Source organism: Streptomyces sp. NBC_01384, assembly GCF_045040035.1.
Classification (GTDB): domain Bacteria; phylum Actinomycetota; class Actinomycetes; order Streptomycetales; family Streptomycetaceae; genus Streptomyces.
This window is the reverse complement of the sequence record NZ_CP109560.1, coordinates 999041-1025160: the sequence shown is the minus strand read 5'-3', so window position 1 is coordinate 1025160 and position 26120 is coordinate 999041. Positions and strand designations below refer to the sequence as shown.

At 68.2% G+C, this 26120-nt stretch carries 23 protein-coding genes and 5 pseudogenes; 13 read left to right on the top strand and 15 right to left on the bottom strand.

What is annotated here, in order from left to right; genetic code table 11:
* Nucleotides 1-17 precede the first annotated feature (17 nt).
* Entirely contained in the window at nt 18-1340 is a 1323-nt protein-coding gene (locus tag OG747_RS52285) for a nucleotide disphospho-sugar-binding domain-containing protein (RefSeq protein ID WP_331765260.1), read from the top strand.
* The gene (locus tag OG747_RS52280; RefSeq protein ID WP_331765259.1) at nt 1337-1939 is read left to right on the top strand and encodes a DsbA family protein; all 603 of its coding nucleotides are present in this window, start codon (nt 1337-1339) and stop codon (nt 1937-1939) included. The genes OG747_RS52285 and OG747_RS52280 overlap by 4 nt, the downstream gene beginning before the upstream one ends.
* A gap of 30 nt (nt 1940-1969) precedes the next feature.
* Here the strand turns inward: OG747_RS52280 and OG747_RS52275 are convergent, their stop codons facing one another.
* Nucleotides 1970-3076 carry an IS3 family transposase gene (locus OG747_RS52275; RefSeq protein ID WP_331765413.1) on the bottom strand — a complete coding sequence of 369 codons (1107 nt, stop codon included), beginning with the start codon at nt 3074-3076 and terminating at the stop codon, nt 1970-1972.
* 165 nt (nt 3077-3241) lie between these two features.
* On the opposite strand from OG747_RS52275, the gene OG747_RS52270 reads away from it, so the two are divergent.
* The gene (locus OG747_RS52270) at nt 3242-3889 is read left to right on the top strand and encodes a transposase (protein WP_331765258.1); all 648 of its coding nucleotides are present in this window, start codon (nt 3242-3244) and stop codon (nt 3887-3889) included.
* 20 nt (nt 3890-3909) lie between these two features.
* Here OG747_RS52270 and OG747_RS52265 read toward each other — a convergent pair.
* The 6 genes and pseudogenes from OG747_RS52265 to OG747_RS52240 form a co-directional block, all read right to left on the bottom strand.
* Nucleotides 3910-4104: pseudogene (locus OG747_RS52265) on the bottom strand (IS5/IS1182 family transposase); the annotation flags it as partial.
* A gap of 283 nt (nt 4105-4387) precedes the next feature.
* Complete coding sequence (locus OG747_RS52260) at nt 4388-5737, bottom strand: ISL3 family transposase (protein ID WP_331744418.1); 1350 nt, start codon at nt 5735-5737, stop codon at nt 4388-4390.
* A 124-nt stretch (nt 5738-5861) separates the two neighbouring features.
* Entirely contained in the window at nt 5862-6137 is a 276-nt protein-coding gene (locus OG747_RS52255; RefSeq protein ID WP_331765257.1) for a transposase, read from the bottom strand.
* A gap of 171 nt (nt 6138-6308) precedes the next feature.
* A complete protein-coding gene (locus OG747_RS52250) occupies nt 6309-6728 on the bottom strand; it encodes a hypothetical protein (protein ID WP_331765256.1) in 420 nt (139 codons plus the stop codon).
* A gap of 289 nt (nt 6729-7017) precedes the next feature.
* Nucleotides 7018-8268, bottom strand: coding sequence for an IS701 family transposase (locus OG747_RS52245; RefSeq protein WP_405886557.1), 1251 nt, complete (start codon nt 8266-8268; stop codon nt 7018-7020).
* 80 nt (nt 8269-8348) lie between these two features.
* On the bottom strand, nt 8349-8915 hold the full coding sequence (locus tag OG747_RS52240; RefSeq protein WP_331765254.1) for a hypothetical protein: 567 nt from the start codon (nt 8913-8915) through the stop codon (nt 8349-8351).
* Nucleotides 8916-9057: 142 nt separating this feature from the next.
* Between OG747_RS52240 and OG747_RS52235 the strand changes: the two genes are divergently transcribed.
* The gene (locus OG747_RS52235; protein WP_331765253.1) at nt 9058-9684 is read left to right on the top strand and encodes a nucleotidyltransferase family protein; all 627 of its coding nucleotides are present in this window, start codon (nt 9058-9060) and stop codon (nt 9682-9684) included.
* On the opposite strand, the gene OG747_RS52230 is transcribed toward OG747_RS52235, so the two are convergent.
* Nucleotides 9659-10564, bottom strand: coding sequence for a hypothetical protein (locus OG747_RS52230; protein ID WP_331765252.1), 906 nt, complete (start codon nt 10562-10564; stop codon nt 9659-9661). The genes OG747_RS52235 and OG747_RS52230 overlap by 26 nt on opposite strands.
* Nucleotides 10565-11316: 752 nt before the next feature.
* On the opposite strand from OG747_RS52230, the gene OG747_RS52225 reads away from it, so the two are divergent.
* Nucleotides 11317-11814, top strand: coding sequence for a hypothetical protein (locus OG747_RS52225; protein ID WP_331765251.1), 498 nt, complete (start codon nt 11317-11319; stop codon nt 11812-11814).
* A 17-nt stretch (nt 11815-11831) separates the two neighbouring features.
* Here OG747_RS52225 and OG747_RS52220 read toward each other — a convergent pair whose 3' ends face one another.
* A complete protein-coding gene (locus OG747_RS52220; RefSeq protein WP_405886460.1) occupies nt 11832-12644 on the bottom strand; it encodes a hypothetical protein in 813 nt (270 codons plus the stop codon).
* Between the two features lie 288 nt (nt 12645-12932).
* On the opposite strand from OG747_RS52220, the gene OG747_RS52215 reads away from it, so the two are divergent.
* The gene (locus OG747_RS52215) at nt 12933-14795 is read left to right on the top strand and encodes a trypsin-like serine protease (protein WP_405886458.1); all 1863 of its coding nucleotides are present in this window, start codon (nt 12933-12935) and stop codon (nt 14793-14795) included.
* Nucleotides 14796-15139: 344 nt separating this feature from the next.
* A pseudogene (locus OG747_RS52210) lies at nt 15140-15367 on the top strand (DUF4158 domain-containing protein); the annotation flags it as partial.
* On the opposite strand, the gene OG747_RS52205 reads toward OG747_RS52210, so the two are convergent.
* The 3 genes and pseudogenes from OG747_RS52205 to OG747_RS52195 all read right to left on the bottom strand — a co-directional run.
* Complete coding sequence (locus OG747_RS52205; RefSeq protein ID WP_331765249.1) at nt 15367-16158, bottom strand: replication-relaxation family protein; 792 nt, start codon at nt 16156-16158, stop codon at nt 15367-15369. The pseudogene OG747_RS52210 and the gene OG747_RS52205 overlap by 1 nt on opposite strands.
* A gap of 91 nt (nt 16159-16249) precedes the next feature.
* Nucleotides 16250-16465: pseudogene (locus OG747_RS52200) on the bottom strand (transposase); the annotation flags it as partial.
* Between the two features lie 974 nt (nt 16466-17439).
* A pseudogene (locus tag OG747_RS52195) lies at nt 17440-17706 on the bottom strand (transposase); the annotation flags it as partial.
* A gap of 188 nt (nt 17707-17894) precedes the next feature.
* Between OG747_RS52195 and OG747_RS52190 the strand changes: the two are divergent.
* Together OG747_RS52190 and OG747_RS52185 are read left to right on the top strand one after the other, a co-directional pair.
* Nucleotides 17895-18236, top strand: a complete 342-nt coding sequence (locus tag OG747_RS52190; RefSeq protein WP_331742982.1) for a hypothetical protein — start codon at nt 17895-17897, stop codon at nt 18234-18236.
* Between the two features lie 98 nt (nt 18237-18334).
* A complete protein-coding gene (locus OG747_RS52185; protein ID WP_331742985.1) occupies nt 18335-18490 on the top strand; it encodes a hypothetical protein in 156 nt (51 codons plus the stop codon).
* A gap of 254 nt (nt 18491-18744) precedes the next feature.
* Here OG747_RS52185 and OG747_RS52180 read toward each other — a convergent pair whose 3' ends face one another.
* Nucleotides 18745-19152 (bottom strand): DUF2690 domain-containing protein, encoded by a 408-nt coding sequence (locus OG747_RS52180; RefSeq protein ID WP_331765247.1) that lies wholly within the window; start codon nt 19150-19152, stop codon nt 18745-18747.
* A gap of 150 nt (nt 19153-19302) precedes the next feature.
* Here OG747_RS52180 and OG747_RS52175 point away from each other — a divergent pair, with 150 nt between their 5' ends.
* Both OG747_RS52175 and OG747_RS52170 read left to right on the top strand, forming a co-directional pair.
* Nucleotides 19303-20217, top strand: coding sequence for a helix-turn-helix domain-containing protein (locus OG747_RS52175; RefSeq protein ID WP_331742992.1), 915 nt, complete (start codon nt 19303-19305; stop codon nt 20215-20217).
* Between the two features lie 294 nt (nt 20218-20511).
* Nucleotides 20512-20796, top strand: a pseudogene (locus OG747_RS52170) (FAD-dependent oxidoreductase); the annotation flags it as partial.
* A 724-nt stretch (nt 20797-21520) separates the two neighbouring features.
* On the opposite strand, the gene OG747_RS52165 reads toward OG747_RS52170, so the two are convergent.
* Both OG747_RS52165 and OG747_RS52160 read right to left on the bottom strand, forming a co-directional pair.
* A complete protein-coding gene (locus tag OG747_RS52165) occupies nt 21521-22354 on the bottom strand; it encodes a PIG-L family deacetylase (RefSeq protein ID WP_331742995.1) in 834 nt (277 codons plus the stop codon).
* Nucleotides 22355-22831: 477 nt separating this feature from the next.
* Nucleotides 22832-24541 (bottom strand): hypothetical protein, encoded by a 1710-nt coding sequence (locus OG747_RS52160; RefSeq protein WP_405886455.1) that lies wholly within the window; start codon nt 24539-24541, stop codon nt 22832-22834.
* 414 nt (nt 24542-24955) lie between these two features.
* Between OG747_RS52160 and OG747_RS52155 the strand changes: the two genes are divergently transcribed.
* Together OG747_RS52155 and OG747_RS52150 are read left to right on the top strand one after the other, a co-directional pair.
* A complete protein-coding gene (locus tag OG747_RS52155; protein WP_331765244.1) occupies nt 24956-25279 on the top strand; it encodes a hypothetical protein in 324 nt (107 codons plus the stop codon).
* 277 nt (nt 25280-25556) lie between these two features.
* Nucleotides 25557-26072, top strand: coding sequence for a SigE family RNA polymerase sigma factor (locus OG747_RS52150; protein WP_331743004.1), 516 nt, complete (start codon nt 25557-25559; stop codon nt 26070-26072).
* Nucleotides 26073-26120 lie beyond the last annotated feature (48 nt).

Below are 26120 nucleotides of genomic sequence, written 5' to 3'. Positions count from 1 at the left end.
CCTTCGATCGGAGCCCCATGCGCATCCTCTTCGCCGCCTTCCCGCTCGCTTCCCACCTGTACCCGATGGTTCCTCTGGCCTGGGCCCTCCAGGCCGCCGGCCACAGTGTGGCCGTGGCGACCCAACCCGGTCTGCTCAGACCCGACATGACCGAGGCGGTAACCCGCTCGGGTCTGACCGTCGTCCCCCTCGGGGTGCGTGAGGACCTGCTCCCCATGGGCCTGGCCCGCGCCTCTGGGCAGCACCCCGAACTCGCCCCTGACGCCCTGGCCCTGGACCCCGCCGACCTCTCCGACTGGCAGCGGACCCGCGCCAACATGGTCTGCCAGTGGTCGATGAACTACGCGCTGGAGCCCGCGGGCGACGGCCTCGCACCCGTCGTCGACCACCTGGTGGACTTCGCCCGGAGCTGGCGGCCCGACCTGGTCCTCTGGGACCCCTTGTGCTTCCCCGCGCCTATCGCGGCGCGCCTGGTCGGCGCGGCTCACGGGCGGGTGCTGTTCGGCACCGACAACGTGGCGCGGATCCGCGCCCGTTCCTTGGAGCAGCAGGCCCGCGAGGGCGGCGACCCGGCCCGGGACCCGCTGGTGACCTGGATGCTGCCCATGCTGCGCCGCCACGGACTGGAGTACGACGAGGAGATGCTGCTCGGCCAGTGGACCCTCGACCTGCTGCGCACCGGCCGCAGGGCACAGTCCGAGCTGCCCGGGCTGACCTACATTCCGGTCCGGGCGGTGCCGTACAACGGAGCGGCCCCGCTGCCGGATTGGCTGCGGGAACCGCCCGAGGTCCCGCGCGTCTGTCTGAGTCTGGGACAGACGAGCCGGCCGATGCTGCGGTTCGCCGACCAGGACGTGGCGATCGCCGACCTCCTCTCGATCGCGGAGGGGCTCGACATCGAGCTGGTCGCCACCCTCGACAGCAACCAGCTGGCCAAGGTGGACCGCATCCCGGAGAACGTCCGGGTCGTCGACTATCTCCCGTTGAACGCGGTACTTCCCACCTGCGCCGCCCTCGTGCACCACGGCGGGGCCGGAACGATGGCCGCCGCCGTCGCCCACCGGGTGCCGCAGATCATCGTGCCGAACGAACGCTGGGACGAGACCGGGCAGTCCCGCTACATCGAGGAGCGCGGCGCGGGAGTCGTCCTGGAAGCAGCCGATTTCACGCCGGACCTGCTGCGCCGCACGCTGGCCCGTGTCCTGTCCGACGCCTCGTTCCGGCAGGCGGCTGAGCAGGTCCACCACGACACGCTGAGCGCTCCCACCCCCGCAGAGCTCGTTCCGACACTGGAGCGGCTCGCCACCCGTCAACTCATCGAGAAGGAGGCGACCCGGTGACGACGGTCCAGGTCGTAGTGGACATTGCCTGTGCGCACTCTTACGTGGGGGTGACGCGGCTGGCCCGCGCCGTGGAGCGGCGGAGGGCGGCAGGGGAGACGGTGGAGGTCTCGTTCCTGCCCTTCCAGCTGGCGCCGCACGCGTCCGGGGCGGCGACGCCGCTGCTGGAGGCGCTCAAGCGGCATCTCGGCCCCGGTGCACGGGAGGGCGCCGCCCGTATGGCCGCCGATGCGGCCGCGGACGGGCTGACCCTCGACTACGAGCGGGCCCTGGCCACCAACACCTTCGAGGCCCACCGCCTGATCGCGCTGGCCGCGGCGCAGGGCCTGCAGGAGGAGATGACCGAGCGGCTGTTCCGGGCGCACTTCACCGACGGACTGCACATCGGTGACCCGGCCACGCTCGCCGCACTGGCCGCGGAAGTGGGTGTCACCTTCTCCGATGCCGGGCGCGAGGAACTGGAGGCCGTGCTCGACCGGGTGCGCTCCCTCGGAGTGCGCGGCGTGCCGGTATTCTTCTTCGGCGACGGCACCGTGCTCTCCGGCTCCCAGAGCGAACAGGTCCTGGACGCCGCGCTGGCGGGCAACGCGGCGTCCTGAAGTTCCCCCCTGATCTTGGACAGCGGGTGCTTACGCTGCAGGAGTGAAGTCTTGTCGTAGCCTGGCTCGGGTTTCGAGTGGGGTGAGGTACCCGAACTCGGGGTGCTTGCGGAGCCTGGTGCGGTTGTACTCGACCTCGATGAAGCGGAAAACGTCGACACGGGCCGCTTCGCGGCTCTCCCAGATGGTGGTGCCGATTTCCGCTTTGAGCAATCCGAAGAAACTCTCAGCCGCGGCATTATCGTAACATATACCGGTTCGCCCCATACTCTGCCGCAGGTTCAACTTCCTTGTTTCCCGGCGGAATTCGGCGCTCGTGTACTCGCTGCCGCGGTCGGTGTGCATGATGCAGCCAGGCTGCAGGTCGCCACGGCCCGCGGCCATGCGCAGCGCACCGGTGACCAGTTCGGCACGGTGGTGGTCGGCCATCGCGTACCCGATCACCTCACGGGTCGCCAGGTCGATGACGGTCGCGAGGTACCACCAGCCCTCGGCCGTCGGCAGATACGTGATGTCCCCGACGAGTTTCGCGCCCGGCCTGTCGGCGGTGAAGTCGCGGCCGACCAGGTCCGGGGCCGGGGCGGCCTTGGTGTCCTGCTTCGTGAGATGACGGCGCTTGCGGCGGGTGATACCGCGGATGTCGCGTTCCCGCATGATCCGCTCGATCTTCTTCCGGTTGATCGCGTGGCCCTTGCGGCGGAGCTCGGCGTGCACGCGCGGGGCCCCGTAGGCGCCTCGGGACTTCACGTGGATGGCGCGGATCTGCCCGGCCAACTCGTCCTCGGCGCACTGCCGTTCGACTGCGTCGGGCCGCGACGCGAGCCACGCGTAGTAGGTGGAGCGGTTGATGCCCAGTACGCGGCACAGCCGGGCGACGCTGTAGCCATCGGGGTTGTCCTCGGTGGCCTTCTCCGCATCGATGAAGAGGCACACAGTGCCTACTTCACGATCTCCTTCGCGAAGAAGGCCGCGGCTTTTTGCCAAGATCTCGTTCGCCTTCCTGGCCTCGGCCAGCTCGCGGCGCAGGCGCCGAAGCTCCTCGCGCTCATCGCTGGTCAGCGCGCTCGCGGGCCCCTCGCCCCGGTCGATCTCCGCCTGCTTGACCCAGCCGCGAAGCCCTTCGGGGCTGACCCCCAGTTACCGGGCGATCTCCGTGACGTTCCGATGCGGCGACGAACGGACGAGCGCGATCGCATCGCGCTTGAACTCGGCCGTGTACCGCTTGCTCATGTTGCTCTTGCCACTCAACCTGGACTGCTTCCTCCGGGACCCAACCGTCCCAGTATCAAGCTGTCCAGATCAATGGGGGAACTTCAGTCGCTCAAGCAGGCCGGCCGGGTCCGGGGCATCCAGGCCGAAGCCGAAAGGCTCCACGAGGTCTTCACCCGCGACTACCTCCATCAGCTCCCGCAGGTGGAGGCGGCACTCGGGTGCCAGACTTCGGCTCTGCTCAGGCAGCTGAAAACCGCCTGCGACAACGCTGACCAGCTCGAGGAAGCCGCCACGCAGGCCTTCGAGGAGCATCCGGACGCACCGATCATCCGCAGTTTTCCGGGGCTCGCCGCACTGACCGGCGCCCGGGTCCTGGCGGAGATCGGCGATGACCGGACCCGATTCGCCAACGCCGGATCGTTGAAGGCCTACGCGGGAAGCGCCCCAGTGACCAGGGCGAGCGGCAAGAGCTGCATGGTCATGAGCCGGAAGGTCAAGAACCAGCGACTGGCTGCCGTCGGCTACGTCTGGGCCTTCGTCTCACTCACCCGATCACAAGGCGCCAGAGCCCACTACGACCGCCGACGAGCAGCTGGCGACCGCCACGTCGCCGCACAGCGAAATCTCTTCAACCGCTTCATGGGCATGCTGTTCCACTGCCTCCAAAACGGCCACCCCTACGACGAAGCAATCGCTTTCCCACAGCCTGCACGCGGGCTAACTACAGCGGCGGCTTGACGCCTATCCGCGTGGGATGTCTTGTCCGCGGCAACGGCGCCGGGCCGGGTGCGCGGGCGCCCGACCGGGCCACGCACCTTGATGCCCTCCAGTACCGGGACGAAGCGGGGGCTGTCGGCGGCCTGTCCCGGAGTGAGGACGAACGACAGCGGCCGGCACCGGCGTTCGGCCGCGAGGTGGGTCTTGGTGGTCAGCCCACCCCGGGAACGGCCCAGTTCAGCCGCACGGAGCCGGGCTCTACGCCGCCGCCGTAAACGCCGCCGCTCCTCACGCACCACGTCGTCGCCGTCCTCGTCCGGCGTAGCTACCGGTGCGCTTTGCCCCTTTCGAGAAGCCCCTTTTCCTCGGCGACGTCCTTCTCCAGCTCGTCCAGCAGCTCAGGGTCGACGGCCATCCCCGCCGCGTGATGATGAGCGCGCGCGACCGTGGAATCCACGCTGACCAGGTCGAGATCGACCTGGTCACGGGCCGCCGCCTCGGCAATCAGGGTCTTCGAATTTAGTGGGGGTGCGCCTCCCGTCGGCTCCGCCGAGTGGTTGCACAGCGTGAGCGCAGGCGTTGGTTCTCTCGGTTCCTGAAGCCGAAGGCGTTGCGCGCTTCGAGCTTGATGAGGCGGTTGTTGCCTTCGGAGGCGGCGTTGGTGATCCCGGTGGTCAGGTAGGTCTCGATGCCGTCCCACCACTGCTCGACGGTCTCGGCAAGGGTGACGAGTTCGGGCAGGTGGGCGTGGTCGGCGACGTGGGAGAGGAAGCGGTGGCGGGCGGCGGAGATCGCGGAGCGGTCGGGGGCGTGGTGGGTGCGGCTGACGGCCAGGTGGAGGAGGTCGCGCAGCAGTTCCTTGGCCTGCCAGGCCGCGTAGATCTGCCGGCCGTAGGTGCCCATGTGGTCCAACTCGGCCTTGAGTAGAGCGAGTTGGTCCTCGCTGAGGTCCTCTTTGTTGCGGCGCAGGAGTTTGCGGACGGTGTAGATGCCGTCGCCCTTGCGGGCTCGGCGGCCGTGTTGCTTCCAGGTGAGGCGTCGGCGCAGGTCGGCGAGGTGGCGCTGGGCGAGTTGCACGATGTGGAAGCAGTCCACGACCACGGTCGCGTGCGGCAGGGCACGCTGGACGGCGGCGCGGAAGGTGGAGCACAGGTCGATGGCGACGTAGCGGACCTGCTCGCGCCAGGTCGCGGGCTGGGAGGTGAGCCAGTCAGCGACCGACGCCGCGTTGCGGCCCTCGACCTGGCCGAACAGGCCGCGTCCGCCGATCGCGTCGACGAAGCCGATGTGCCAGGCGTCCGCGAGGAGTTCCCACTTCCCGCTGGCCGGGTTCTGCTTCCACGCCGGCTTGCCCCGCCGGGTCTCGTCGATCCCGATCGCCGAGGTCGCGGGCGGGGTCTCGGGCAGGGCTTTCGCAGCGTAGTTCTCGAAGCAGTGCTGCACGATCGGCCAGCTCAGGTGCAGGTCGCGGCCGGCCTGCACGACGGTGCGAGAGCCGTCGCAGACCGCGGCCCCCGCCGCCCGGCGCAGGGTTGTGGTGGTGCGCATCCCGGCGGGGACCGCGCGGATCGCCTCGGTGAACGAGCCGCGTGGGCAGGCGGGTTCGGTGCAGCGCCAGCGCGCTTTGCGCCACCGGATACTCACCGGGCGCCCACCACAGGGCAGGTGCCTGGGTCGGGTGGTGCGGTAATCCTTCAGCCGGGTGGCGAAGACCCCGCACGAGGGGCAGGCCCGGGCGGAGTCCTCGGCCGTGACGACGTACACCGTCGAACCACCCGATCCATCGTCCTTGACCTTGATCACACTCACCCCCTCCAGCCCCAGAAGTCGCGTGGCCGCCTCGTTGGTCCCGGTATCGTCGATGTTCAAGCCCGTGGGGTTTCATGATCGGTTGCGTAGAGAACAACCATGATCACGAAGACCCGCGGGCTCCTTGCGTCCGGGGTACCGCCACCCCAACTACCTCACGCAGAGTGACCGGCGAGCCCGCCCGTCACCGCCGCACCCCCATCAAGTTCGAAGACCCGGCAATCATCCCCTCCATCAGCATCCGGAAGGTCCCGGCCGCCGCCCAACGCTGGAACGCACCGTAAACGGTCGACCAGGAGCCGTACTCCTGCGGCACGTCCCGCCAGGGGCACCCAGTCCTGAACCGCCACATCACAGCGTTGAACAGCCGCCGCAGGTCAGGGACCGGGCCGCGCTCACCCAACGGCAAGAACGGCTCGACCAACTCCCACTCGACATCCGAGAGATCACCACGCGCCACCCTCGACAACTACCAGGCCCAGCCGCCCGCCACCGGCGAATCCCTGTGCCGACGTACGACAGTTGTCACCAATATCTTCGCTGAACTGCTGTTTCGCGTGGGTGAAGCATCGCAGTCGTCACCGAATCGGCACGCTACCTGTCACCGAGAGCGCGGCAGGTAGGGTGGCTGTCACCGACCCGCCTGAATCCACTGCGACCAGTCCTCGATGCGTTCAGCGGTGACCGGTGTGACTAACGTGCCCGCCGGATGAGCAGAAGCGACGGTCCTGAACCTGCCTCGCCGAATGCGCCGACGCCTGCCCGGCAACGGTTCGCCTGCCGCGACCTGAACCACCTCGCATGTCGGCTCCCCGGGTCCGCCAAGTAGGTAGTTCACGCCTGGCTTCAGCTCTTGTGCAGGTACAAAAACCGGGAATTCCTCCGAGCGCATGGTTCGAATTGGCTCCACGAGCGTCATCGTCGGCGCCTGCGGCTCGATGCTGATCACGTAGCCGCCGCGGGCGAATTCGTCGTCGTCCTCATCATCATCGTCAACCGGAACGTAGTCATTGTGCTGGGCTCGGCGGTTGTGCCGCTTCAGGAACTTCATGGTTCATTTTCCCGCGACGCAGACCGCGGCACGCCGGGAGGCAGCTGACCAGGCCATCGGCTCCGGATCTCCCAACACTGCGCTGTCGATCTTGATGACAACAAGCCTGCCTTGGTGACAACCATCGTGCTTCGGTTCAATCCCAAAACCAATGATCCGAACCTGGAACAGGCCCTAGTAGGGCTTGGTCAGGTCGGTATGCCGCTCGGTATGTCGCGGTGGCAGGTGGGGCAGGCGCCGGTCCAGATCGCGAGCAGTAGCTGTAGTTCGCGGACGACCTCGTAGAGGCTCAGGCCGGCGCCATTCCTTTTGGGGCTCTGGCCAGTCGTTGCAGGGTGCAGAAGACGTGGGCGGCGGAGACGAGGGTGACATGGTGGTGCCAGCCGTTCCAGGTGCGGCCTTCGAAGTGGGCCAGGCCGAGGGCCTGTTTCATCTCGCGGTAGTCGTGCTCGATGCGCCAGCGGAGCTTGGCGAGGCGCACGAGCGTGGTCAGGGGCATGCCGGAGGGCAGGTCGGACAGCCAGAACTGGACCGGCTCGGCTTCGCCGGCGGGCCACTCGGCCAGCAGCCAGCACGCGGGCAGTTCCGGGCCGTCCACAACCTTGCGGATCTCGCGTCCGGCGGGCCGGACCCGCAGGATGACGAACCGCGAGTACATCCGCCTGAGGCCGGATCGGCCTTTGCCGGGGCGGGAGCCCTCCCGCCATTGCACGGGCCTGGCCGCCTTCCGGCCTGCCGCGATGACCAGCTGTTTCACCGACTGTGGCTTGTCCGGGTACTTCGGCACCGGCGGCCGTCCCATCCCGCGGTAGGGCTCGGTCACGGGCACTGCCTCGCCGGGCTGGGCGGACAGCGTGCTGGAGACTCCCACCACGTAGTTCAGGCCCCGGTCTTGCAGACCGAGCCGGAAGGCCGCCGCATCGCCGTAACCGGCGTCCGCGATGGCCAGCGGCACCTCGATCCCCCACGAGCGGGTCTCATCGAGCATGTCGAGGGCGAGCTGCCACTTCTCCACATGTCCGGTGCCGTCGGGGATGCCACACGCGGCGCGGCGGGCGACCTTGCCCGGATCGGCCTGTGCGGATCCGGGATCCCAGGTCTTTGGCAGGAACAGCCGCCAGTCGACCGCTGCCGACGCGTGGTCCGAGGCCAGGTGCAGGGACACGCCCACCTGGCAGTTGGTGACCTTGCCCGCGGTGCCGGTGTATTGCCGCGACACACACGCCGAGGCGTCACCGTCCTTGAGGAACCCGGTGTCGTCGAAGACCACGGCAGTCGGCCGGATCGCTGCCTCCGTCATCCACGCCAGCCGGGCGCGCACATGGGCCGGATCCCACGGGCTGGTGGTCACGAAATGGGCCATGGCCTGGCGGTTCCCGTCCTCCCCGAGTCGCGCTGCCATCGGCTCCACCGACTTACGCCGCCCGTCGGTGAGCAGTCCACGCAGGTAGACCTGCCCCCACCGACGCTGATCGTCGCGCGCGAACGGCTCGAAGATCTCCGCTGCGAAGCCTTCCAACTCACTACGCACAGACGCAATTTCATCCGGTGTCACACACACTCAACGCCAGACCGAACCCAAAGGACACGCACCACCACAGCCGACCTGACCAAGCCCTACTAGGGAGCCGCTGGACGGAGCCCGTGCTCGGCCAGCCACTGGAGCAGGTATTGGCGAGAGGTCTTGACGAGGCGGCCTCCGGTGAAGCGGGCGTCGTCGGTCACTTCTGCCACGCACTCTGGAGGGGGCATAAAGGACTGGGCCTCCTCGTCGGTGGTGAACTCGCCCTCCGCCAGGACCAGGCCCCGCAGATGGCCGTCGAAGACGTCGACCCCCAAGGGAGGCACGCTGAAACGCGTCTTGGTCAGCACTGCAGCCGGCAGTGAGGCGAGCAGGTCGTACTCGGCTGGCGACAGGTACGTATTCGTGATCAGTCCCTGAATCGCGCCTGTCCGAGCGACCGGCACCTTCTGGGTGAGCTTGAGTTCGCAGCCGCCGTCTGACCGTTCTGCGCGTCTCAGACGCAGGCGCGTTCCCACCAGATAGCGGTCGGTGATCATCCGGGTGACCGTCACTGCTGACGGTGCCGGCGCTTCAGCCAGCAAGAACCGCCGTTCCCGCTCGATGCGCGCGTACTTTCCCGGGTGAACCGTCTGACCTTGAACCCCACCGGCCTTGTCCATCATGAAGACAGCTTCCCAGCTGGTTCTGCTCGCGATGTCTGAGTCTTTCGGTGGGATCGACCTCCCGAAGTCGTCGAGACAGCCAGGAGGGGCTTCGCGAAGTGGATCGGCCGTGGTCCTGGGCGAGTTGTGGTAGGCAGGGATGGTGATCAGCCGACTCCCTCTCGACGAGCAACTCGAGTCCCTGCGTGCGGTGCTATCGCGTAACGACGTGTTGACGGAGGTGCTCGCGCGGACTGCGACGTTGGGTCTGCCTGGGTGGTATGTGACCGCGGGATGCCTGTTCCAGACCGTGTGGAACGTGGCCACGGACAGACCACCGACCAGCGGCATCAAGGACTACGACGTCTTCTACTTCGAAGCCGACGATCTATCCTGGGAAGCAGAAGATGCCGTGATCAAGACCGGCAAGGCGGTCTTCGCCGACCTCCCGGCAGAGGTTGAGATCCGGAACGAGGCCCGGGTTCACCTCTGGTATGAGGACAAGTTCGGAGTGGCGTGTCCGCCGTATGACTCCGCTGAGGCGGCGATCGACAGTTTCGCTGCGACGACGTGCTGTCTGGGAGTCCGGCTGGAGGCTGACGGCCGGTGGCGCGTGTATGCGCCGCATGGTCTTTCGGACGTGTTCAACCTGGTCGTTCGGCCGAACCCGGTGCTGGCTCCACGGGCGGTTTATGAGGCCAAGGCAGCGCGGTGGCGAGAGCAGTGGCCTGAGTTGACTGTTCTGGACTGGCCCTCCACGGGTGTCATGTCGGCCTCGTCCGTCGACTGACGTCGGCGGCGTAGGCGGCCCAGTCCCCTGCGGATGCCTGCTGCCACTGGACGGCGACCTTGATGTGGACACCGAGCATCCGGGCGAGGATCGCGGCGGGGAGTTCGGTCGCGAGAGTGAACAGGGCGGTGGAGCGATCCTGTTTCGGTCGGATCCCGATCTTATGGAGACGGATGCCGATCTGGCTGTCGGTGAGGGGGCGCCCTGGATGTCCTCCCGGGAACAGCCAGGGAACGTCCTCCGGAGTGCCGATCTTGGCCTTGCCGCGGCGGGTTGCGACGAGCTCGCGGACGAGGCTGGCCAACGGCGCGGGCAGGACGACCGGCGAGGTGCCGAACGTGATGGAGACAGTGTCGCCGTCGAAGTGGACGTCATCGACGGTGAGTTGGCTGATGGTGGCGATCTTCTGTGCGTAGAGGATCAGTAGCAGTCCCGCGACGCGGTCTAGGGTCGGCAGCGTGTCGTCGTTGAGGAGGCGGCGGGCGTCGGCCCAGCGTTTCTCGCTGTCGATGGTGCCGAGCGGGCCGGTCCAGCGGACGGTGCCGTAGGTCAGGCCGCGGGCATGTCGGTGCTGTACCGACCAGCGGACGAAGTGGCCGGTCTCGTCGCGGTAGCTGACCGTGGCATCGGCCATCCACCGTTCCAGGTCCGGCTGGGTGCAGGTCCCCAGGGTGAGCCCTTCACCGGTGAGCCAGGTGAGGAAGTTGCCGGCCGCGGTGACGTGGCAGCGCACGTTCAGATCCTGGAGCCGGGTGGTGTGGTCGTCGCCAATGCGCCGGCGGAGCCGGCGCATGTGATGCCAGACCGCGTAGCCGTGCAGGATCCGGCGCTCGGCGAGATCGGTGCGGGCCTGGACCGTGGTGGTGCGGGGTCGGGTCACGGCGCGGGCGGTGTCACGCTTCCCGTGTCGGCGGGGAAGGCCTCATCCGTCGCGGTGATGTGGACATGTGCCGGCCCTTCCAAATTCACTATCACCGCCGCCGGAAAACTCCTCGCTGGTTCTCAGTGCGGTGACGGGAGCGGCGTGTTCGCCGCCAAGGTACCGCACGCCAATATGCACGGGTTGGCCTGGAAATTCTCAGCGGTCAATTCGGTGATCTGGCGGATCGTCGTCACTCAACCACCCGGAAACTAAGGGCTGTCTCCAGCCGGTTTAGATTACCCCCTCCACCGCACCCGAACGAGTGAGGCCCGGCCGTCATTCTGCATTCATGCAGACCGCTGGGAGGGGTGACCGTCGCCCTGTTCAAGCCGAGTTCGCACGGCGGGACCGGGCCCGCAGGAACGGCGCCGTGCCCGCTACGGTGGCGGCGCAGGAGCCCGAGGGCGAGCCGGAGGCGATGCGCATCCGGGCCCATGGCTTGTCAGGGCCGCTCTACTTGCAGGGCGGCGAAGTCGGCGTGGGCCGCTTCGATGGCCAGGCGCGGAGACGCCGACGGACCGGGCCGCCGGCACTGCGGATGCCGACGAGGCCGTCCCGGCGGTCGGTTCCACTTCAGATCCTCGCTCCCCCGACTGCCCGATGTCCTGGTGACGCAGCCTGGTCAGGTGAACAGGGCTAAGCTCGCAGGGAGATGAGGGCGAATCGGTCGCTGCTCGCCCTCTGCCTCAAACATCTCGGGAGCCCCTGTCATGGTACGGACCCCTCGCCCGCTTGCCTTCGTGGCAGTGGCCGCCACCGCCGTACTCGCCACATCCCTGTCCGCCTGTGGTTCCGGCTCCGGCCAGGCGCACCCGGCTCCGGCACATCCCACCGCCACCGCGTCTGCGACCACCACCCCTGCGGCCACCGCGCCCGCGCACGCGATACCCGCAAGCCAGGCCGATCTGCTGACGGCAGCCCGCCAGAGTGCCCATAACCCCGCGTTCGCGCATGCGGTGCGCTCCGGTGACACGCACTGGGCGGCCAGCAAGGTCCGCTTTCTGTCGGGGCATTACACGCTTCGCACCGCTTGCACCGGGGACGGAACTCTGACTGTGACGGCCACCGGCAGTGGGTCCTGGAGCATCCGGTGCACGACCGGCCAGATCGCCGTGGACCAGGTCACGCAGATCACGGTCGGTCGGTCGGTGGACTTCTCCTTCACAGCTGCGGCCGGAGTGCGCTTCGCAGCCGTTGCCACGGGTTGAGGCCACCGCTCAGCTCGCTAGCGGTTGCAGTGCGTCTGTGAGCTCCCGTCAGCCGGCAGTACTCGCATCTGGGTTTCGAAGCGGTAGTCCACCCCACCGTCCCCCGCACCGCCGCCGAAACCGAAGTGGACCGGATACAGGCCCGCTCGGGTGCCGCACCGTACGACGACATCAGCCGTGAAGGAATGGGTCAGCTGCTCCAGTGTGGGCTGCACGGCTTCCCGCCGGTTGCGGGGCCTGGTCTCACGCAACCTGACCTGGCCGTCGAACGCGGGGGAGAAAACGACGTCGCCCACGAGCCCGGCCGCGTTGACACCGAGCGCGATGTGGGTGCTCTCGCCGGGCCGCACCGGTGTCACGGGACTCAGTAGCGGCCACAGCTCCTCAGTGGTGTACGGAGAAGGGTGGGCGCACGCTGCGGTGGGGGCGCTCGTGGGCTGCACCCGTACCTTGGCCCACACCGTGGAGTCGCGCTGCTCTCCGACCAGGTAGACCGGATACACCCCTGGTTTGGCATCACAGCGCACCGTTGCGGCGGTGACGTAGCTGGACTTGGCGCCGTGGAGGGTCACCGGTTCGGTGAACACCGGTGAGCGGACGGTGTCTTGCGGATGCGCGACCCCGTCGTTGGTGGACACCAGGAGAGTGTCGCCCGGGCGTGCATCGCGTGGCTGAGGGGTGCCCTCCTCCGGCCAGAGATAGGGGTAATCAGGATCGGTCGCCGACGCCGAGGGGAGTGAGGCCACCGGCGTGGGCGGGGGGCCAGCGGCGGTGAGTGTCAGCGTGACGGCGGTCATCATGGTCAGCGCGGCGAGAGTGCGGGACAACATCACGAGAGCGATCCTCAGCTTTCGTTCGTCCGGACGGGTCCGGCCTGTGGAGGAAGTCGTGTGCAGGCGAGATGACGGGCCGGTGCGCATGCTGTCAAAAAGCCGTTGATCATCTGTGAACATCATCTTACGCTCCGTGTGCAGGACGCCGGTGGCCCGTCGTCGTGCTGACGGAGTATCAGGGCAGCGTGCGCGGCTTCCGTCCTTTTTGCGTCTCCCTCGCCCCTTTCTGAAAGGGTATCGATGCGACACTTTCGATTGTTCCGTCTTCTCGCCGTCGGTCTCTGTGTGGCCGTCCTCACCACAGCTGCCGCCGATACGGCCCTGGCGGCGGACAAGCCGCCATCCATCCCGTCCAGACCCGTTCCGTCGCCGGCACCCACGGCTTCGCGGTCTCCCTCGCCCCGCGTGGCGCCGATCAAAGCACCCGGCCCGACGACGGGCCAAGCGGTCGGGAAGGAGAGCCGTGTCGCCGCCGAATACTGGACAGCGGCTCGGATGGCGGCGGCCAAGCCTCTTGGATACAAGCCCCTCGGCCGGAGGGCCAAGGCCTCCTCCGGTCTCGCGGCGGGCGCGCCTCCTGGCACCCCCGCTTCCGAGCACTTCAGCGGAACGCCGGTCGTCGGTACCTTCTTCGCCCACGGCCCAACCGGTACCGACTGGTACTGCACCGGCTCCGTCATCGACAGCAGCACACGCAACATCGTTCTCACCGCCGGGCACTGCGGCCTGGGGCTCAACGGCGGTAACTACATCTTCGTTCCCAAGTTCACCATGGGAGCCGGACCCGACCAGCAGCCCTTCGGGATCTTCAAGGTCCAGCACCTTTTCATGGACGCCCGTTACGGCCCTTCACAGACCTCACTTCCGGTGTCCGACCTGGACACCGCCTTCGCCCGGGTGGCGCCGAACCAGTTCGGCAAGCAACTGCAGGACGCCGTGCACGGCGCTCTCACCTTCACGCAGCCGAGCGGCTACATCAACACGGTTCAGATCATTGGGTATCCGGCCAACTCCCATGGCAACAACACAGGCTATGCCGTCCAATGCAGCAAGCAAGTGGTCACCAGTCAACTGGCCGGATACCGGCAGATGCAGATGACCTGCGGCGGTTATTTCGGTGGAACGTCGGGGAGCCCGTGGATCGTCGACTGGAACCCGACCATGCTCACCGGCAAAGTGATAGGCAATCTCGGTGGCAAAGGCGGCGGTGGCAGCAATGACTGGACGAGTTACGCGCCGCTTTTCGGACAGAACGCTGCCGATCTGCTGAACGACGCTATCGCCAACCAGGACCCGCCCTCGAACCCTCCGCCCTACATAGGCCTGTCCCAGGCGAACAAGTTCCCAGAAGGCGCGGCAACCTGGCAGCACGCGAAACTCCTGGCATCAGGAGACTACACCGGGAACCACCACAGCGACCTCATCGTCGTATGGACCGACGGGGAGGTCACCTTGTACCCCGGCGACGGCCAGGGCGGCTTCCTTGCCGAAAAGCAACTCGCGCCACCCCAGTCCATATGGACGCACGCTGAAACCATCACCGGGGGCGACTTCGCCGGCGGCCCCCTGTACGACCTCATGGTCCGCTGGTCGGACGGCGAGGTCACGCTCTACCCCGACGTCAGCACCGCCGGACTGGGCAGTGAGGTCCAAATGGCCCCACCCGGTTCCCAGTGGAAAGACGCCATGCAGATTTCCGCAGGACAGTTCCACAACGGCGGCTACGTCACCGACCTCGTCGTCCGCTGGGTCGACGGCGAACTGTCCCTGTACACCTATGTCGGCGCGGGAACCTTCGGTACCGAACACCAGCTTCTGGCACCCAACAGCACGTGGAGGGACGCCACACTGGTGACCGGTGCCAATCTCGCAGGGCAACCCAACTGGGACATCTTCGTCCGCTGGGTCGACGGCGAACTGGACACCTACGTGGCCACCTCCGCGGCAGGGCTCGGAGCCGAATATCGTATGCGGGACGCCAATTCCCTTTGGACCCATGACCTGGTGATGACCGCAGGGAACTACATCGGAGACAGCTACAACGACGACCTGATCGTGCGGTGGTCCGACGGAGAAACCACCCTCTACGCCGGCAGCGGTCCCTCCTACCTTGGCAAAGAGAACACACTGGTCTACCCCGGCACCTGACCCGGCCGGACCGCAACACGATCGGTGGCGGCACGATCGCCTTCAGCCTCGACGCCCATCCGTCCCACGCCGCGAATGCGCCGATCGCCGCGTTCCGATACTTGGCCCCGGCCCCGGCGACGCCCTTCCCTCGGTGGGGCGCCGCCGGGGCCGACCCGTACGCTCCGGGCGCCGGGCGGGGAGTGTGACCGGCCCCCACCCGGCACCTGGCAGTCCGGCCGCGCCTCTACCAGGCCCGCCCGCCCCGCCGGGGCACTTCGCCGGTACCTGCGCCCGCCGTATGGCGGTGCCCCTACCGTCCAGCCCGACAAGTGATCACAGGGGCGTGCGGATGGAGCTGAGCAGTGGGGCGGGATCTGGGTCTGGACGGGGTGGTGGACCACTTCACCCTGTCCAGCGACGAGGCGGGCTGGTTACGGAACAGGACCGGCGCCACGAGGCTGGGCTTCGCCCTTCAACTCAAGTTCTTGACCTGGCGCGGCCGGTTTCCCCGGATGCGTCTGGAGCTGCCGCCCGACGCGGTCGAGCACGTCGCCAAGCAGGTCGGCGTCGCCGCGTCCGAACTGGCCTTCTACGACTTCACCTCCCGCGCAGCCAAGCGGCACCGCAGCGAGCTGCGGGATCTGACCGGCGGGTGCGTCGCGTCGCCCCACTGGGGATCGGGTGCGGACCAGCGGGTGCGCCACATCGGCTTGTCCTGGCCGTCGGTGTCCTTCACCTTGCGGTGGAAGTGGCGCATGTACTTGTCGAACTTGGCCGCGATGATCGTGGCGTCCTCGGTGCAGTTGTCGGCCTCGATGAACAACAGCGGCAGCGCGGCCTCCGGGGCGGTGAGGACGATGTCGGCCCACGCACATCCCACGCCGGGGTTCCTCCACGTGCCCGTGGCCGGGAGAGCGACCTCGGTGGCGTAGGAGGTGATGCTGCCGATCCCGTCAGGCGCGTCGACACAGGCTTGGGCGGCCGCGATGGCGTCGGCCGGCTTACCGGCCACCAGGTGAAGGTCGGGCTTCGGGCGGATCATCGCGATCACCGTCTCGTTGACCGTCATCGCGTGCGAGGCACCCGAGCGCCCCGCGCTCTTGGGCATGCCGCCCATCTCCTCCGGCCCCCGGTCCAACTCGATCGCGGCAGCGGCCAGCCCGTCCTTGGTGAGCAGGCGCACCTCCTCTCCCCCTCGGGTGCGGCCGCCGTCGACGGACAGGCCACGCCGTCGCAGATCGTTGAGCGCGCCACGGTGGGAGGCGGTGCGCGCCTCCTTCCGCACTGCTGCTGTCTTCTTCGTGGTGTGCCGGTACGTCAAGTGCGGTGAGGACAGCCGCTGGATCTGATCCGCCGTCGCGGCCTTGAGCACCCCGAGCACGCGCAGCGCATCGGCGCGCAGGCCGGTCGACGATCCCGTGCTGGAGGCGGACCTTGGGCAGGCCGCGGTAGCGGGCCCGCCGGATCCCGGTGACGTCCAGGGCCTGGTTGATGGTGCCCTCGATCCCGGCGCGCAGGGCGTACTTGGCCTGCCAGGTCTCGGTCTTCTGCACAGCGCGGGCGGCGGTCAGGGCCTGGTGAAGCTCGCGGGGCTGAAGCGTGAGCATGCGGGTGCCGCGCCGGGAGGCGGTGCACTGCTCGCGGGCGGGGCAGGGCCGGCAGTCGCTGCGGGCGAAATCGACGACGATCGCGTCGTGGCCGTGTTGCTGGACCGGGTACCAGCCGGTGCTGGTCCTGCCCTCGGGGCAGTGGACCTGGCGGGCTTTCCAGTCGATGCGTAGCCGGTGTCGGTCCTGGCCTGGGGCGAGGTGTCGGGCGGGGCGGGGGTGACCATGGTGATGTGCTGCGTGGCGGCGGCCTGGATGAGCGCGGCGGAGGGGTAGCCGGCGTCCAGGTAGTGCTCGCCCGGTGTCAGGTCCCGCATGGCCAGGTTCTCCTGGATTGGCGCGGTGGCGTTCACGTCCGGCACGGTCGCGTCAGTGGTGTGCACGTCCGTGATCAGCCGCAGCGGCAGACGCACGGGCGACGGCCCGCCACCGGCTTCGACTTCGACTTCGACTTCGGGAGGAGTGTCACAGCTCTCGGTCAGATGGATCTTGTATCCGCACCAGAACAGGTCCTCGCCTTTCGCCGCCCAGCGCGCGTCCGGGTCGTACGGGGAGGCGAGGCGTAGATGGCCGGGCGGGACGCCGTCCTGCTCGGCCTCCCGCTTGCGGATCACCTCCCGTCCCCGGGCGTCGGTGGTGACCAGGTACGTCTGCACCGTGATCCGCCGCAGCAGCGCGACCGGCTCCAGGGTTCGCAGCACCGGCGGGGCCGTCGGTGCCCACACCGCCCGCAGCAGGGCGAGGGCGTCCTGCCCGAACACCGTGGCCAGCCGTTCCCGCTTGACCTGGGAGGACGGCAGCTTCCAGCCGCTGACCCGCCCGCCGTAGCGCAGCGCGAGCTCGGGCACGTTCATCGTCTCGGCCAGCCACACGGGTGCGACGACCGCCAGCGCCTCCAACGCCGCGCGCACCGACTCCCCGGCCAGCTCCAGCCGGTTCAGATCCCGCACCGCGCTGATCACGTGCGTGGAGTCCGTGCGCTGCCTGCCCCCGGCCCCGACCAGGCCCTGTTCGCGGCACCAGTCCAGCAGCCGGTCGAAGACCAGGCGCTCCATGCCGTGCTCGACCAGCCGCGCCCGGAACCGGGCCAGGACGCTGTCGTCGAAGCCGGTCGCACTCAGCTCCATCCCCATGGCGTACTTCCAGTCGATCGCGCGGACCGCCATCGCCGCGGCCTGCCGATCCGTCAGGTCCTCGGTGAACTGCAACACCGTGACCAGCGACAACAAGGCAGGCGACAGCCCCGGGGCGCCCCGGACCCCGAAAGCCTCCGCGAACAGCTCGTCCGCGAAGACCTTCCCGAGCCGGTCCCGCACGCTCATCGCAAGCGAGCCCTTCGGGAACGCCGACCACGCCACCCGGGCCGTCTCCTCCGGGATCTCCGGTAAGCCCTTGACCTGCAACGACACCGCACCACCCCCTGCGGTCCCACGACAGGACACGGCCGCAGAAGCGATCATTCCTCAACCACCGTGCTCATAGGGCTGCTGGGTGCAGCTAGCCTGATCGAGTGAGCGAGATTGAAACGCCGCTGCTTGCGGACGTCTATCCCGCGCTGGTGTCGTTTCTGGAGGCGGCGCTGGCCGCCGAGGGGGAGTCCGCCCTGGCCCAGGCTCTGCTGCGGTTGCCCTGTCACGGATGGTGCGGGTGCAGCTTGACTTGTACCTACCTGCGAACCGCTCCCGCCACCCATGCCGACAGTGCCTGGATATACCTCGACGACGAGGAGGAGCCCCGGGTATGGCTTCAACTCGACCGGGACCGCACTTCATTCGTGGGAATGGAGATCTGTGAGTTCGACCTGGGGCCCGCCCCGGCGCTCGACCCCGACCGACCTGCCGGCCTCGGGTGACCCCAGGGCTGTGCTGTCCGGACGATGCCATCCCATGTGACTGATAGTTACCAAGTCGCGGGTCTCGTCCGTATCTCCTCCGGCCCTCATGCAGCCAATTGCGCAGCAGAGTCTACGCCACCGGCAACATCTGGGCTGAGAGCCTGTTCTACACACCGGACCATGCATACGAGCGCATCACCGGCGAGAAATGGGACCGCAACACCCGCTACTCCTATGAGTCGTACTCGAATACCGCGGGCTGGGCTGACTGAACACCACCGCTCACCTCTGATGACGAAGTCGAACCACCTTGATTGTCCTCACGGAATATGTGCCTGATCCTGCTTCTCACCTACGTAGCCATGGGGCTGGTGTGAGTCGTTGATCGTGTTCTCGTGCTGGTCGCGGGCGGTTGTCGGAGCGCAAGATCGTCTGCCGTCTCGGCGATCGCGGATCCACGGGTTTCCCCGGCGCCGGTGAGGCCGGGTCCCGCTGCTGGGCGGGACCCGGCCCAAGGGGCTTCGGATCAGATGCAGCCGGTGTTCCCGCCGGCGTCGCCCGCCCGCGCTGCCACGGTGCCGTGACCGTCGACCATGTTCGTCCAGCCCGAGGTGTAGCCGGACGGGACGTTGTACGTCTCGGTCTCGTCCTGGTAGCAGTCCTGTACGTAGAACCAGGTACCGGCCGAGGAGCTGCTGATCCGCGCCCAGTTGGCCCCACAGGTGTTGCTGTACCGCAGCTCCACGTAGCCCTCCGCGGTCGACACATGGCCTGCCGTCGTCGCGTCGGCGTTGCATCCGGCGGCAACGGGGTCGAGGCCGTAGCAGCCGGATCCGTAGCAGCTCGCCGCATGGGCGGACGGGGCTGTGATGAAGAGGGAGGCGGCGATGGCGACACCGGTTCCGAGCCCGGCGAGACTTCGGCGCATGCGCATGGTCTGGTCCCTTTCACGAGACGGGAGTTCGCGTCAGGACCGATCTAACGCCATGTGACCTGTACACGACTGTCCGAGCGACCAAGCGGCGACCATACTGCGACCGTCGGCAACACGGCCTACGGCTCGGCGACTTGGGGGGACCAGGGGATGCCGCCTACGGATGACAGACACACCGAGGCTGCCGACTCCGATCCCGGCTCTCTGGGCCTCGAACTGCGGCGCCTGCGCAAGGCACGCGGGCTGAGCCAGCGGCAACTGGCCAAGCTGCTGGGGTTCACCGCGCACAGCGCCATCTGCGACTACGAGTCCGGCAAGCGCCTGCCGCCCAATGACGTCCTGCTCGCCTGCGAACGGCTGTTCCGGCTGCCCCCAGGGCAGTTGCAGGAGCACCGCGTGCGGCACCTCGCCCGGCAGGCGGAGGTCCAGTACCAGCGGGACCGCCAGGCCCTCGGCCCCAAGGAGGAACCGGCGGGCCTTGCGGAGGCGGATCCCGCCGAGCCCGTCCGGGAAGCGCGGCCCAGTCCCAGGCGCCACCGCCTCTCGCGGCGTGGCGCCGTCGTGCTGGCCGGCGTCGCGGTCGCCGGGGTCGCGGTCGTTACGGCGGTGGCAGCCAACTCCGGTGGCGTACCAGGGGATCTGCTGTGGTCGAGCGGGGCGTCGAACCAGCACGTGTCGGACAAGGCCCTGCAGTACGACAAGGAGCCGATGGACGGGGACGATCCCCGGGCCAGGGGCTGCGACCTGGACGCTGCTGTCCGGCAGACCGTCCCGCTCGTGCTGCCCGGCGGCGCGGCGTTCGGCCGATTGCGGTTGCGTCACTCCAACCGCTGCGCCGCGAGCTGGGGTTCGGCTCTCTACGGCAACCCGCGCATGTACACGGTGTACATCCAGATCGACCGCCCCTCGGACGGTGCCGAGGTCCGCTCCGAGTGGGGCAACAACACGCCGCCCGGCAGCTATGGCGACATGCTCTCCACCGGAACGGGCTGCGTCACCGTCGAGGCTTGGGTCCGCACCGACCACGGCACCGGTCCGCACGCGAAGACGTCCTGCATGCGCTGACGTCCTGCATGCGCTGACGTCCTGTTTGCGGCCAGAACCGGTCGGCAGAATCTGCACGCCCTAAGTACTGCCTGATGAAAGGCCGGTCGGCGCTTCCCCCTGAGTAGTTCCGCAGGCAGGACCGACGCCGTCATTCCCTCGGCCCGTCGAGGCACCACCGCCCCCGCCACCGCGCTCCCCACCGGCTCCACGACCGCGGACGGCGGCTCGGCCAGCACCTCGGCCACCGTCACACGGGCATCCGCGAGACGCTGAAGTGCGCGTTCCGCCTCGCCGAGGGCGGCCTGCACCGGCATCCACCCCACCGGCACCCTCTACCACCGCCCGTCGGCGAGGACAGAGGTGCCGAACTTCTTCCTCGCGGGCGACTACGTCCGTACGGACGTGGACCTGGCGACCATGGAGGGCGCCAACGAGTCCGCGCGACGCACCGTCAACGCACTCCTGGACGCGGACAATTCGGGCGCCTAACGGTGTCACATCTGGGAGTTGTTCCGGCCGCCGGAGATGGAGCCCCTGAAGCGGGTCGACGAGGTGCGCTATCAGCTGGGGCTGCCCAACACCTTCGACCTGGGGTAGCACCTGGCACCGACTTGCGCCGGAAGGGCCGCTGCCCCGAGCGGCTGCGGCCCTTCAACCGAAACGGCGTGCTGCTGCTAGAGCATCCGCACCGTGCCGGACGGCGGGTCGTACGACAGCGGCTTCCGCTCGCACGAATCGTGACCATGCGCGGTTCGCTTGGTCCGGGCCTGCCGCTGACGCCATCGTCGGCGCCGCTCTGGCCGGCAGGCCAACGAGCGGCTCAGTTCGGGCAGCTCAGTTCGTCTCACCGTGCTGGCCTTTGGGTCGGACAGGGGCCACCGTCAACGAGAAAGGGATACTCGAAACGCGAACCTACATGGACCATTCGGGCACGTATAGGGTCTCGCGGCTGGTGTCGGAGACCGCCCCATTGACCTGCAACCGCTTCCGCTGCCTCACGGCGTGTCGGACATCGGAGCCTCAGCTTCGTGCCGCTTCCTCGGCGGTCTGTCTTGATCGGAGCAGACCGCCGGGCTTGTGACCTGGGCTGTCGCGCACCTTCCGAGTCAGCAGCCCGCAGGTCTCCCACCTGTGCGGTTGCCAGGTGGTTCGGGGGCGAGCGCGGTGTCGGGTCGGCAGTGCGGGCCCGCGTCGACGCCGTCGACGCGGGCCCGGACGCGGGCTGCCGGAGCGGAACTCGCGTGGACAAGCCTCCGGGTGTGTGACCCGCTCGATCGCGCCGTGCGGTCGATGGGCTTCCCCGGCCGGTCGGACGGGCGGATCAGCGCAGTCCGGCGAAGAGATCGTTCTCGGGTATGGCCGCGCCGGTGGCGTCCTTGACGCGTACGAAGGTCTCCATGCCCATCAACTCGCCGAACCTCTCCTTGCCCATCTTGAGGAAGAAGATGTTCTCGCCCTGACTGGCGTGCGCGGCCAGCGCGTCGAACTTCTGACCGCTGAACGCGGTGGTGTCCACCCACGTGGTGATCTCATCGTCGGGGAGGCCGATCTCGGCCATCGCGGCGGCCTCGGCAGGATCCGGCTCCGGCATGTCCTCATGAAACTCGCGCACGATTTCCCCGAATCGCTGCATCATCGAGCGGGGCATCGTGGTCCAGTACACCTTCGGTGTCAGCGCGGTCATCTCCAGCGCCGCCATCGTGATGCGGTGGGCCTGGATGTGGTCGGGGTGGCCGTAGAAGCCGTTCTCGTCGTAGGTGACGACCACATCAGGTCGGTAGTGCCGCATGAGTTCCGCGAGTCGGGCCGCGCCTTCCTGCACTGGGGTCTGCCAGAAGGATCCGGGGGCGTCGTTGCTCGGCCAGCCCGTCATCCCGGAGTCGGCATAGTCCAGCATCTCCAGATCGCTGACTTTCAGGACGTCGCAGCTCGCCTCAAGTTCTTGACGGCGCATCAAGGCGACAGCCGCCGGATCGTGCCCGGGATCGCCCGGCTTGACACCCCCCGGTCCGTCACCGCAACCGCCGTCGGTACACGTCACGAGAACCGTGCGGATGCCTTCCGCCGCGTACCGCGCGAGGACCCCTCCGGTTCCGGTGGCCTCGTCGTCGGGGTGGGCGTGCACTGCCATGAGCGTCAAGGGCCGGTCAGTCATGAAACAGTCCTCCTGCAGAGATACGTCTTGGTCCGAGTGCGCGGCGGGCGTACCGCGATCCCAGGGCCCGGAACCTGTCGGGGCGGACGACCTTGTGGTCTCCGGATTCCCCGCCCGTGCGGCGCCGGTCCCTCGGCCGATGCAACAGTGCCGGCCGGACCGGCTGTTCCCGGCACGGCCGCTTGACCTCCCAGGCGTCGGCGTTTCAACGCGAACGAGGTACAGGCGCGACCTGCACGTCTCAGCGCCACGTCGGATCCGACTTCCATCCAGCGCCAGCCGTGATTCCGACACGAAATTTGAGATCGTACAGCGCGTGTAGGGTCTCCAGACTCGTGTCATAGGGCAGCGCGCTGACCTGCTGGTCTGCGGGCAGTCTCACCGTGTAACCAACATGATCAGTCTCACGGTGATGGCGAATTCCTCAGAGCAAGTGCCGGACTGCAGCAAGCTCGACATCTTGTCCGACGGGGCTCATCACTCGTCTTCACCATCGAAGTCGTAGGGCGGAATAGTCCACCGCATCACTGCGTGACGGGCCTCGTCTGCTTCGAGCGTGACGGGATAGACCTGGCCAGCAAGTCGTTCACCTCGGTGTCTCATCGAGTGATCTCCCTGGTCCCAGTCGATGCCGAGCACCTGACAGCCGCCGATCTCGATCGCACCAAGGTGGAGCGGATGGTGCCACCCGGCCCGTCTGAAGCGGTAGAAGTCGGTGTGAGTATCGAGCGAGACAGCGACGCCCTTGCCTTGGAGGCCACCCCGCCACGTGGTGAGTTCGGCAGCAAGCGCCTGTGCTTCGGCCAGCGGCATGTCGAGCCATCCATGCGGTCCGTCATGCCCATACCGTGCGATCCGCTCGCCGCCGAACTGAGCGTGCGCGTCGTCCTTGTAGCGGCCCCAGTAGGTGACGTCGGCGAGCCCTTCGGCTGGCTCGCTGTTCATCCCCGTCCACGCGTCGAGCCCCGAGGCGTCGCCGAGCACCATGCCGCACCGGTCGACGGGCAGGTCTCCAAGCCGGATAAGCATTGATCGGTCGGCAGTCTCGGGCCATGGCAGACCGAGGTCGACTTCCAGCATCGCGATCGTCGGCTCGTCGTCGAACGGCGACGGAGAGGTAGTCGCCCGCACCCTCAGTGGCTGATCGTCGGCCGCGGGGACTGCGACCGCCTCACACAGCCACTCAAGGAGATGGCCTCCCCCCGATGCCGCCAATGTCCTGGCGCGCTCAGACAACGGCTGACCCAGTTCCCGCCAGTAGTCGATCCACCCGGCCATCCCCAGCACGAGCACGCCGGAGGGTGCAGTCACGAATCCCAAGTCGACGAAGGTCTCATCCATGCGCCGATTGTTCCTTCTCCCAGCCTGCTCCATCTGATGCCCGCCGCCCGCCTGTTCGCCTCGCCCTGATTCACCGACACGGTCACCGCTATGACCGGTATGACGCCCCAGCTGCAGCCCGCCTACCTGAGCGTCCTGCTCGACGGCGTTCCCGACCCCCGGCTGTCCACCTCCTACCTGCTCGACGCGCGCTCGGCCGTCGTGCCGCTGACCGGCATGACCGCCCAGCTCGACTCGCTCGAAGCCTGGTGCCGTACGAGCCGCCCCACGGATGTCACCGCCGTCACCGAGATCGCCGGCATCGGCAAGACCCGCCTGGTGACCGAGCTGATGCACCGCCTGGGCCAGCCCCGACCCGGCGACCCCGTGGCCCGTGGGTGGACCGGCGGATTCCTCGCCGACACCGCGCTCCAGCAGCCACCCCACTACCGCATGCTCGCCACCAGCAAACACCCGCTGCTCCTGGCCGTCGACTACGCCGAGACCCGCCCCGACCAGGTCGACCAGGTCGACCAGGTCCTCAAGATCCTCGCCATGCGCCGCAGCAGCCAGCCCGTGCGCGTCCTGCTCCTGGCCCGCGGCCGCGACAACTGGTGGCCCTCCCTGCGCCGCGCCCGCCAGGGCACCAGCGTGATGACCACCGGCGCCAGCATCGATGTCGATCCGGCCGACGCGCTCGTTCGACGAGAAGCTGATGCGCACCCTCGTCGCCGTCCAGGCCGTGACCGGCGCCAAGAAACTCAACAACGCGCAGGCCGCGGTCACCGCCGGCTTCGACGTCCACCACAGCGGCTTCCCCGACGCCGCACCCAACGACCGGCGCCTGCTGGCCGCGTACGAGGACATCCTCACCGCCGCCTACCCCTCCGGCAACGGAGCCCACTGGGGCTCCATGGGCCCCGACCTGCTCTGCACCGCTCTCGTAGCGGAAGTCGAATGCAAGAGCGGAGGGCAGTTCATCGAACGCCTGCTGCCCCACCCCTACCTCGAGGAAGACCAACAGCACCGGGCCCTGACCGTCCTCGCCCGCGCCGCCCCCACCCAGCCCGTGCTCGCCGCCGGCGCAGCCCGCGCGATCGCCGCCGCACCCGACAAGCTCCTGCCCCTCGCGGCCAGAACCGTCACCGCCGAACTCGACACCGACATCGCCCGGGACTGGCTGCTCGGCCTGCAGGACGCCCTCGCCGAGCGGGCACAGCAACCGGACGCCGACCCGGACCTCTACGTCTGGGCCACCGACCTGGTCAGCACGTCCCTCACGTGGCCGAGGTGCTGGCCGGGCCGCCTTGCGTGGTCGCGGAGCCCGCGGGAAGCGCGGTGGCGGGTTCGACAGTGCCCCGGCGGCAGACGGGCGTGTCGGCGCAGACCCTCGCGCCGGATTATCAGCGGATCTTGTCGGTGCTGGAGTCTGAAGCGGGCCGGGAAGGCATGCGCTGCCAGCAGCTGGCCGTCGCGCTGGGGTTGGAGGCGATCCCGGCGAAGGTGGAAGGGCTGCGGTCGAAGGCGAAGCGTCTGGTGGAGAGGGGGTGGGCGCTCCAGGTGCGGCCGGGGGTGTTCACCGCGCTCGCGGTGGCGGCTGTCTGAAGCCAGGTCCGCAGATCGGTGGTGTGCGCGTCAGTTCTCGACGGCACGCCCGGAATGGGCCCGCCACTTGGCGTCGGCGGGGACGCGGGCCTCGCCCATGCAGTCGTGCTCGATGCGGTATTCGCTCCTGCCGGTTACAGCGACCGGGTCAGCGGGGATGTTGGTCCGCCCGGGTGCCGCACGACTCTGTTGCTGCTGTGACTCAGGTCTCATCGCGTACGTGCAGCAGATCCCGGGGTGTCTCCGTCGAGGAGGGGTGACAGGAAGGGAGGAGCGTGTGGAGACGGACTTCGACGGTTTCGTCGCCGCCCGGTCGGCCGCGCTGTTCCGGGGCGCCCTCGTTCTGACGGGGAACCGCGACGCCGCCGAGGATCTGGTCCAGGAGACCCTGGAGCGGGCCTGCCGCAAGTGGCGCACGATCTCCGCCAAGGACGCCCCGGAGGCCTATGTGCGGCGGATCATGGTAAACCTGGCCAACGACCGCTGGCGCCGCTTCCGCCGTACGGCTTTGCAGGCGGACGGCCCCGACCGGGCCGCCCGCGGCGACGAGTACGGACAGGTCGACAGCAGGGACCAGTTGGTGCGCGCGCTGCAGCAACTGCCCATGCGGATGCGGACGGTGGTGGTACTGCGGTACTTCCACGACCTCTCGGACACCGAGATCGCGGCCGACCTGGGCATCTCGCCGAGCACGGTGCGCTCCCAGCTCGCCCGGGGGATCGAGAAGCTCAGAAGCCAGTTCCCCGCACTCTCCGACCCTTCACCACGCCAGCACACGGAAGGAATCCGATGACTTCGTACGGCGACGCACGGCCTTCCGGCTGCACATCTTTCGAAGAGG

What these genes read in the sequence shown, in the direction of transcription:
- OG747_RS52285 (WP_331765260.1), top strand. Translation starts at nt 18, where the DNA reads ATGCGCATCCTCTTCGCCGCCTTCCCGCTCGCTTCCCACCTGTACCCG.
- OG747_RS52270 (WP_331765258.1), top strand. Translation starts at nt 3,242, where the DNA reads ATGGGGGAACTTCAGTCGCTCAAGCAGGCCGGCCGGGTCCGGGGCATC.
- OG747_RS52250 (WP_331765256.1), bottom strand. Translation starts at nt 6,728, where the DNA reads ATGAAGTTCCTGAAGCGGCACAACCGCCGAGCCCAGCACAATGACTAC.
- OG747_RS52240 (WP_331765254.1), bottom strand. Translation starts at nt 8,915, where the DNA reads ATGATGGACAAGGCCGGTGGGGTTCAAGGTCAGACGGTTCACCCGGGA.
- OG747_RS52225 (WP_331765251.1), top strand. Translation starts at nt 11,317, where the DNA reads ATGGTACGGACCCCTCGCCCGCTTGCCTTCGTGGCAGTGGCCGCCACC.
- OG747_RS52220 (WP_405886460.1), bottom strand. Translation starts at nt 12,644, where the DNA reads ATGTTGTCCCGCACTCTCGCCGCGCTGACCATGATGACCGCCGTCACG.
- OG747_RS52180 (WP_331765247.1), bottom strand. Translation starts at nt 19,152, where the DNA reads ATGCGCATGCGCCGAAGTCTCGCCGGGCTCGGAACCGGTGTCGCCATC.
- OG747_RS52175 (WP_331742992.1), top strand. Translation starts at nt 19,303, where the DNA reads ATGCCGCCTACGGATGACAGACACACCGAGGCTGCCGACTCCGATCCC.
- OG747_RS52165 (WP_331742995.1), bottom strand. Translation starts at nt 22,354, where the DNA reads ATGACTGACCGGCCCTTGACGCTCATGGCAGTGCACGCCCACCCCGAC.
- OG747_RS52160 (WP_405886455.1), bottom strand. Translation starts at nt 24,541, where the DNA reads ATGTCCTCGTACGCGGCCAGCAGGCGCCGGTCGTTGGGTGCGGCGTCG.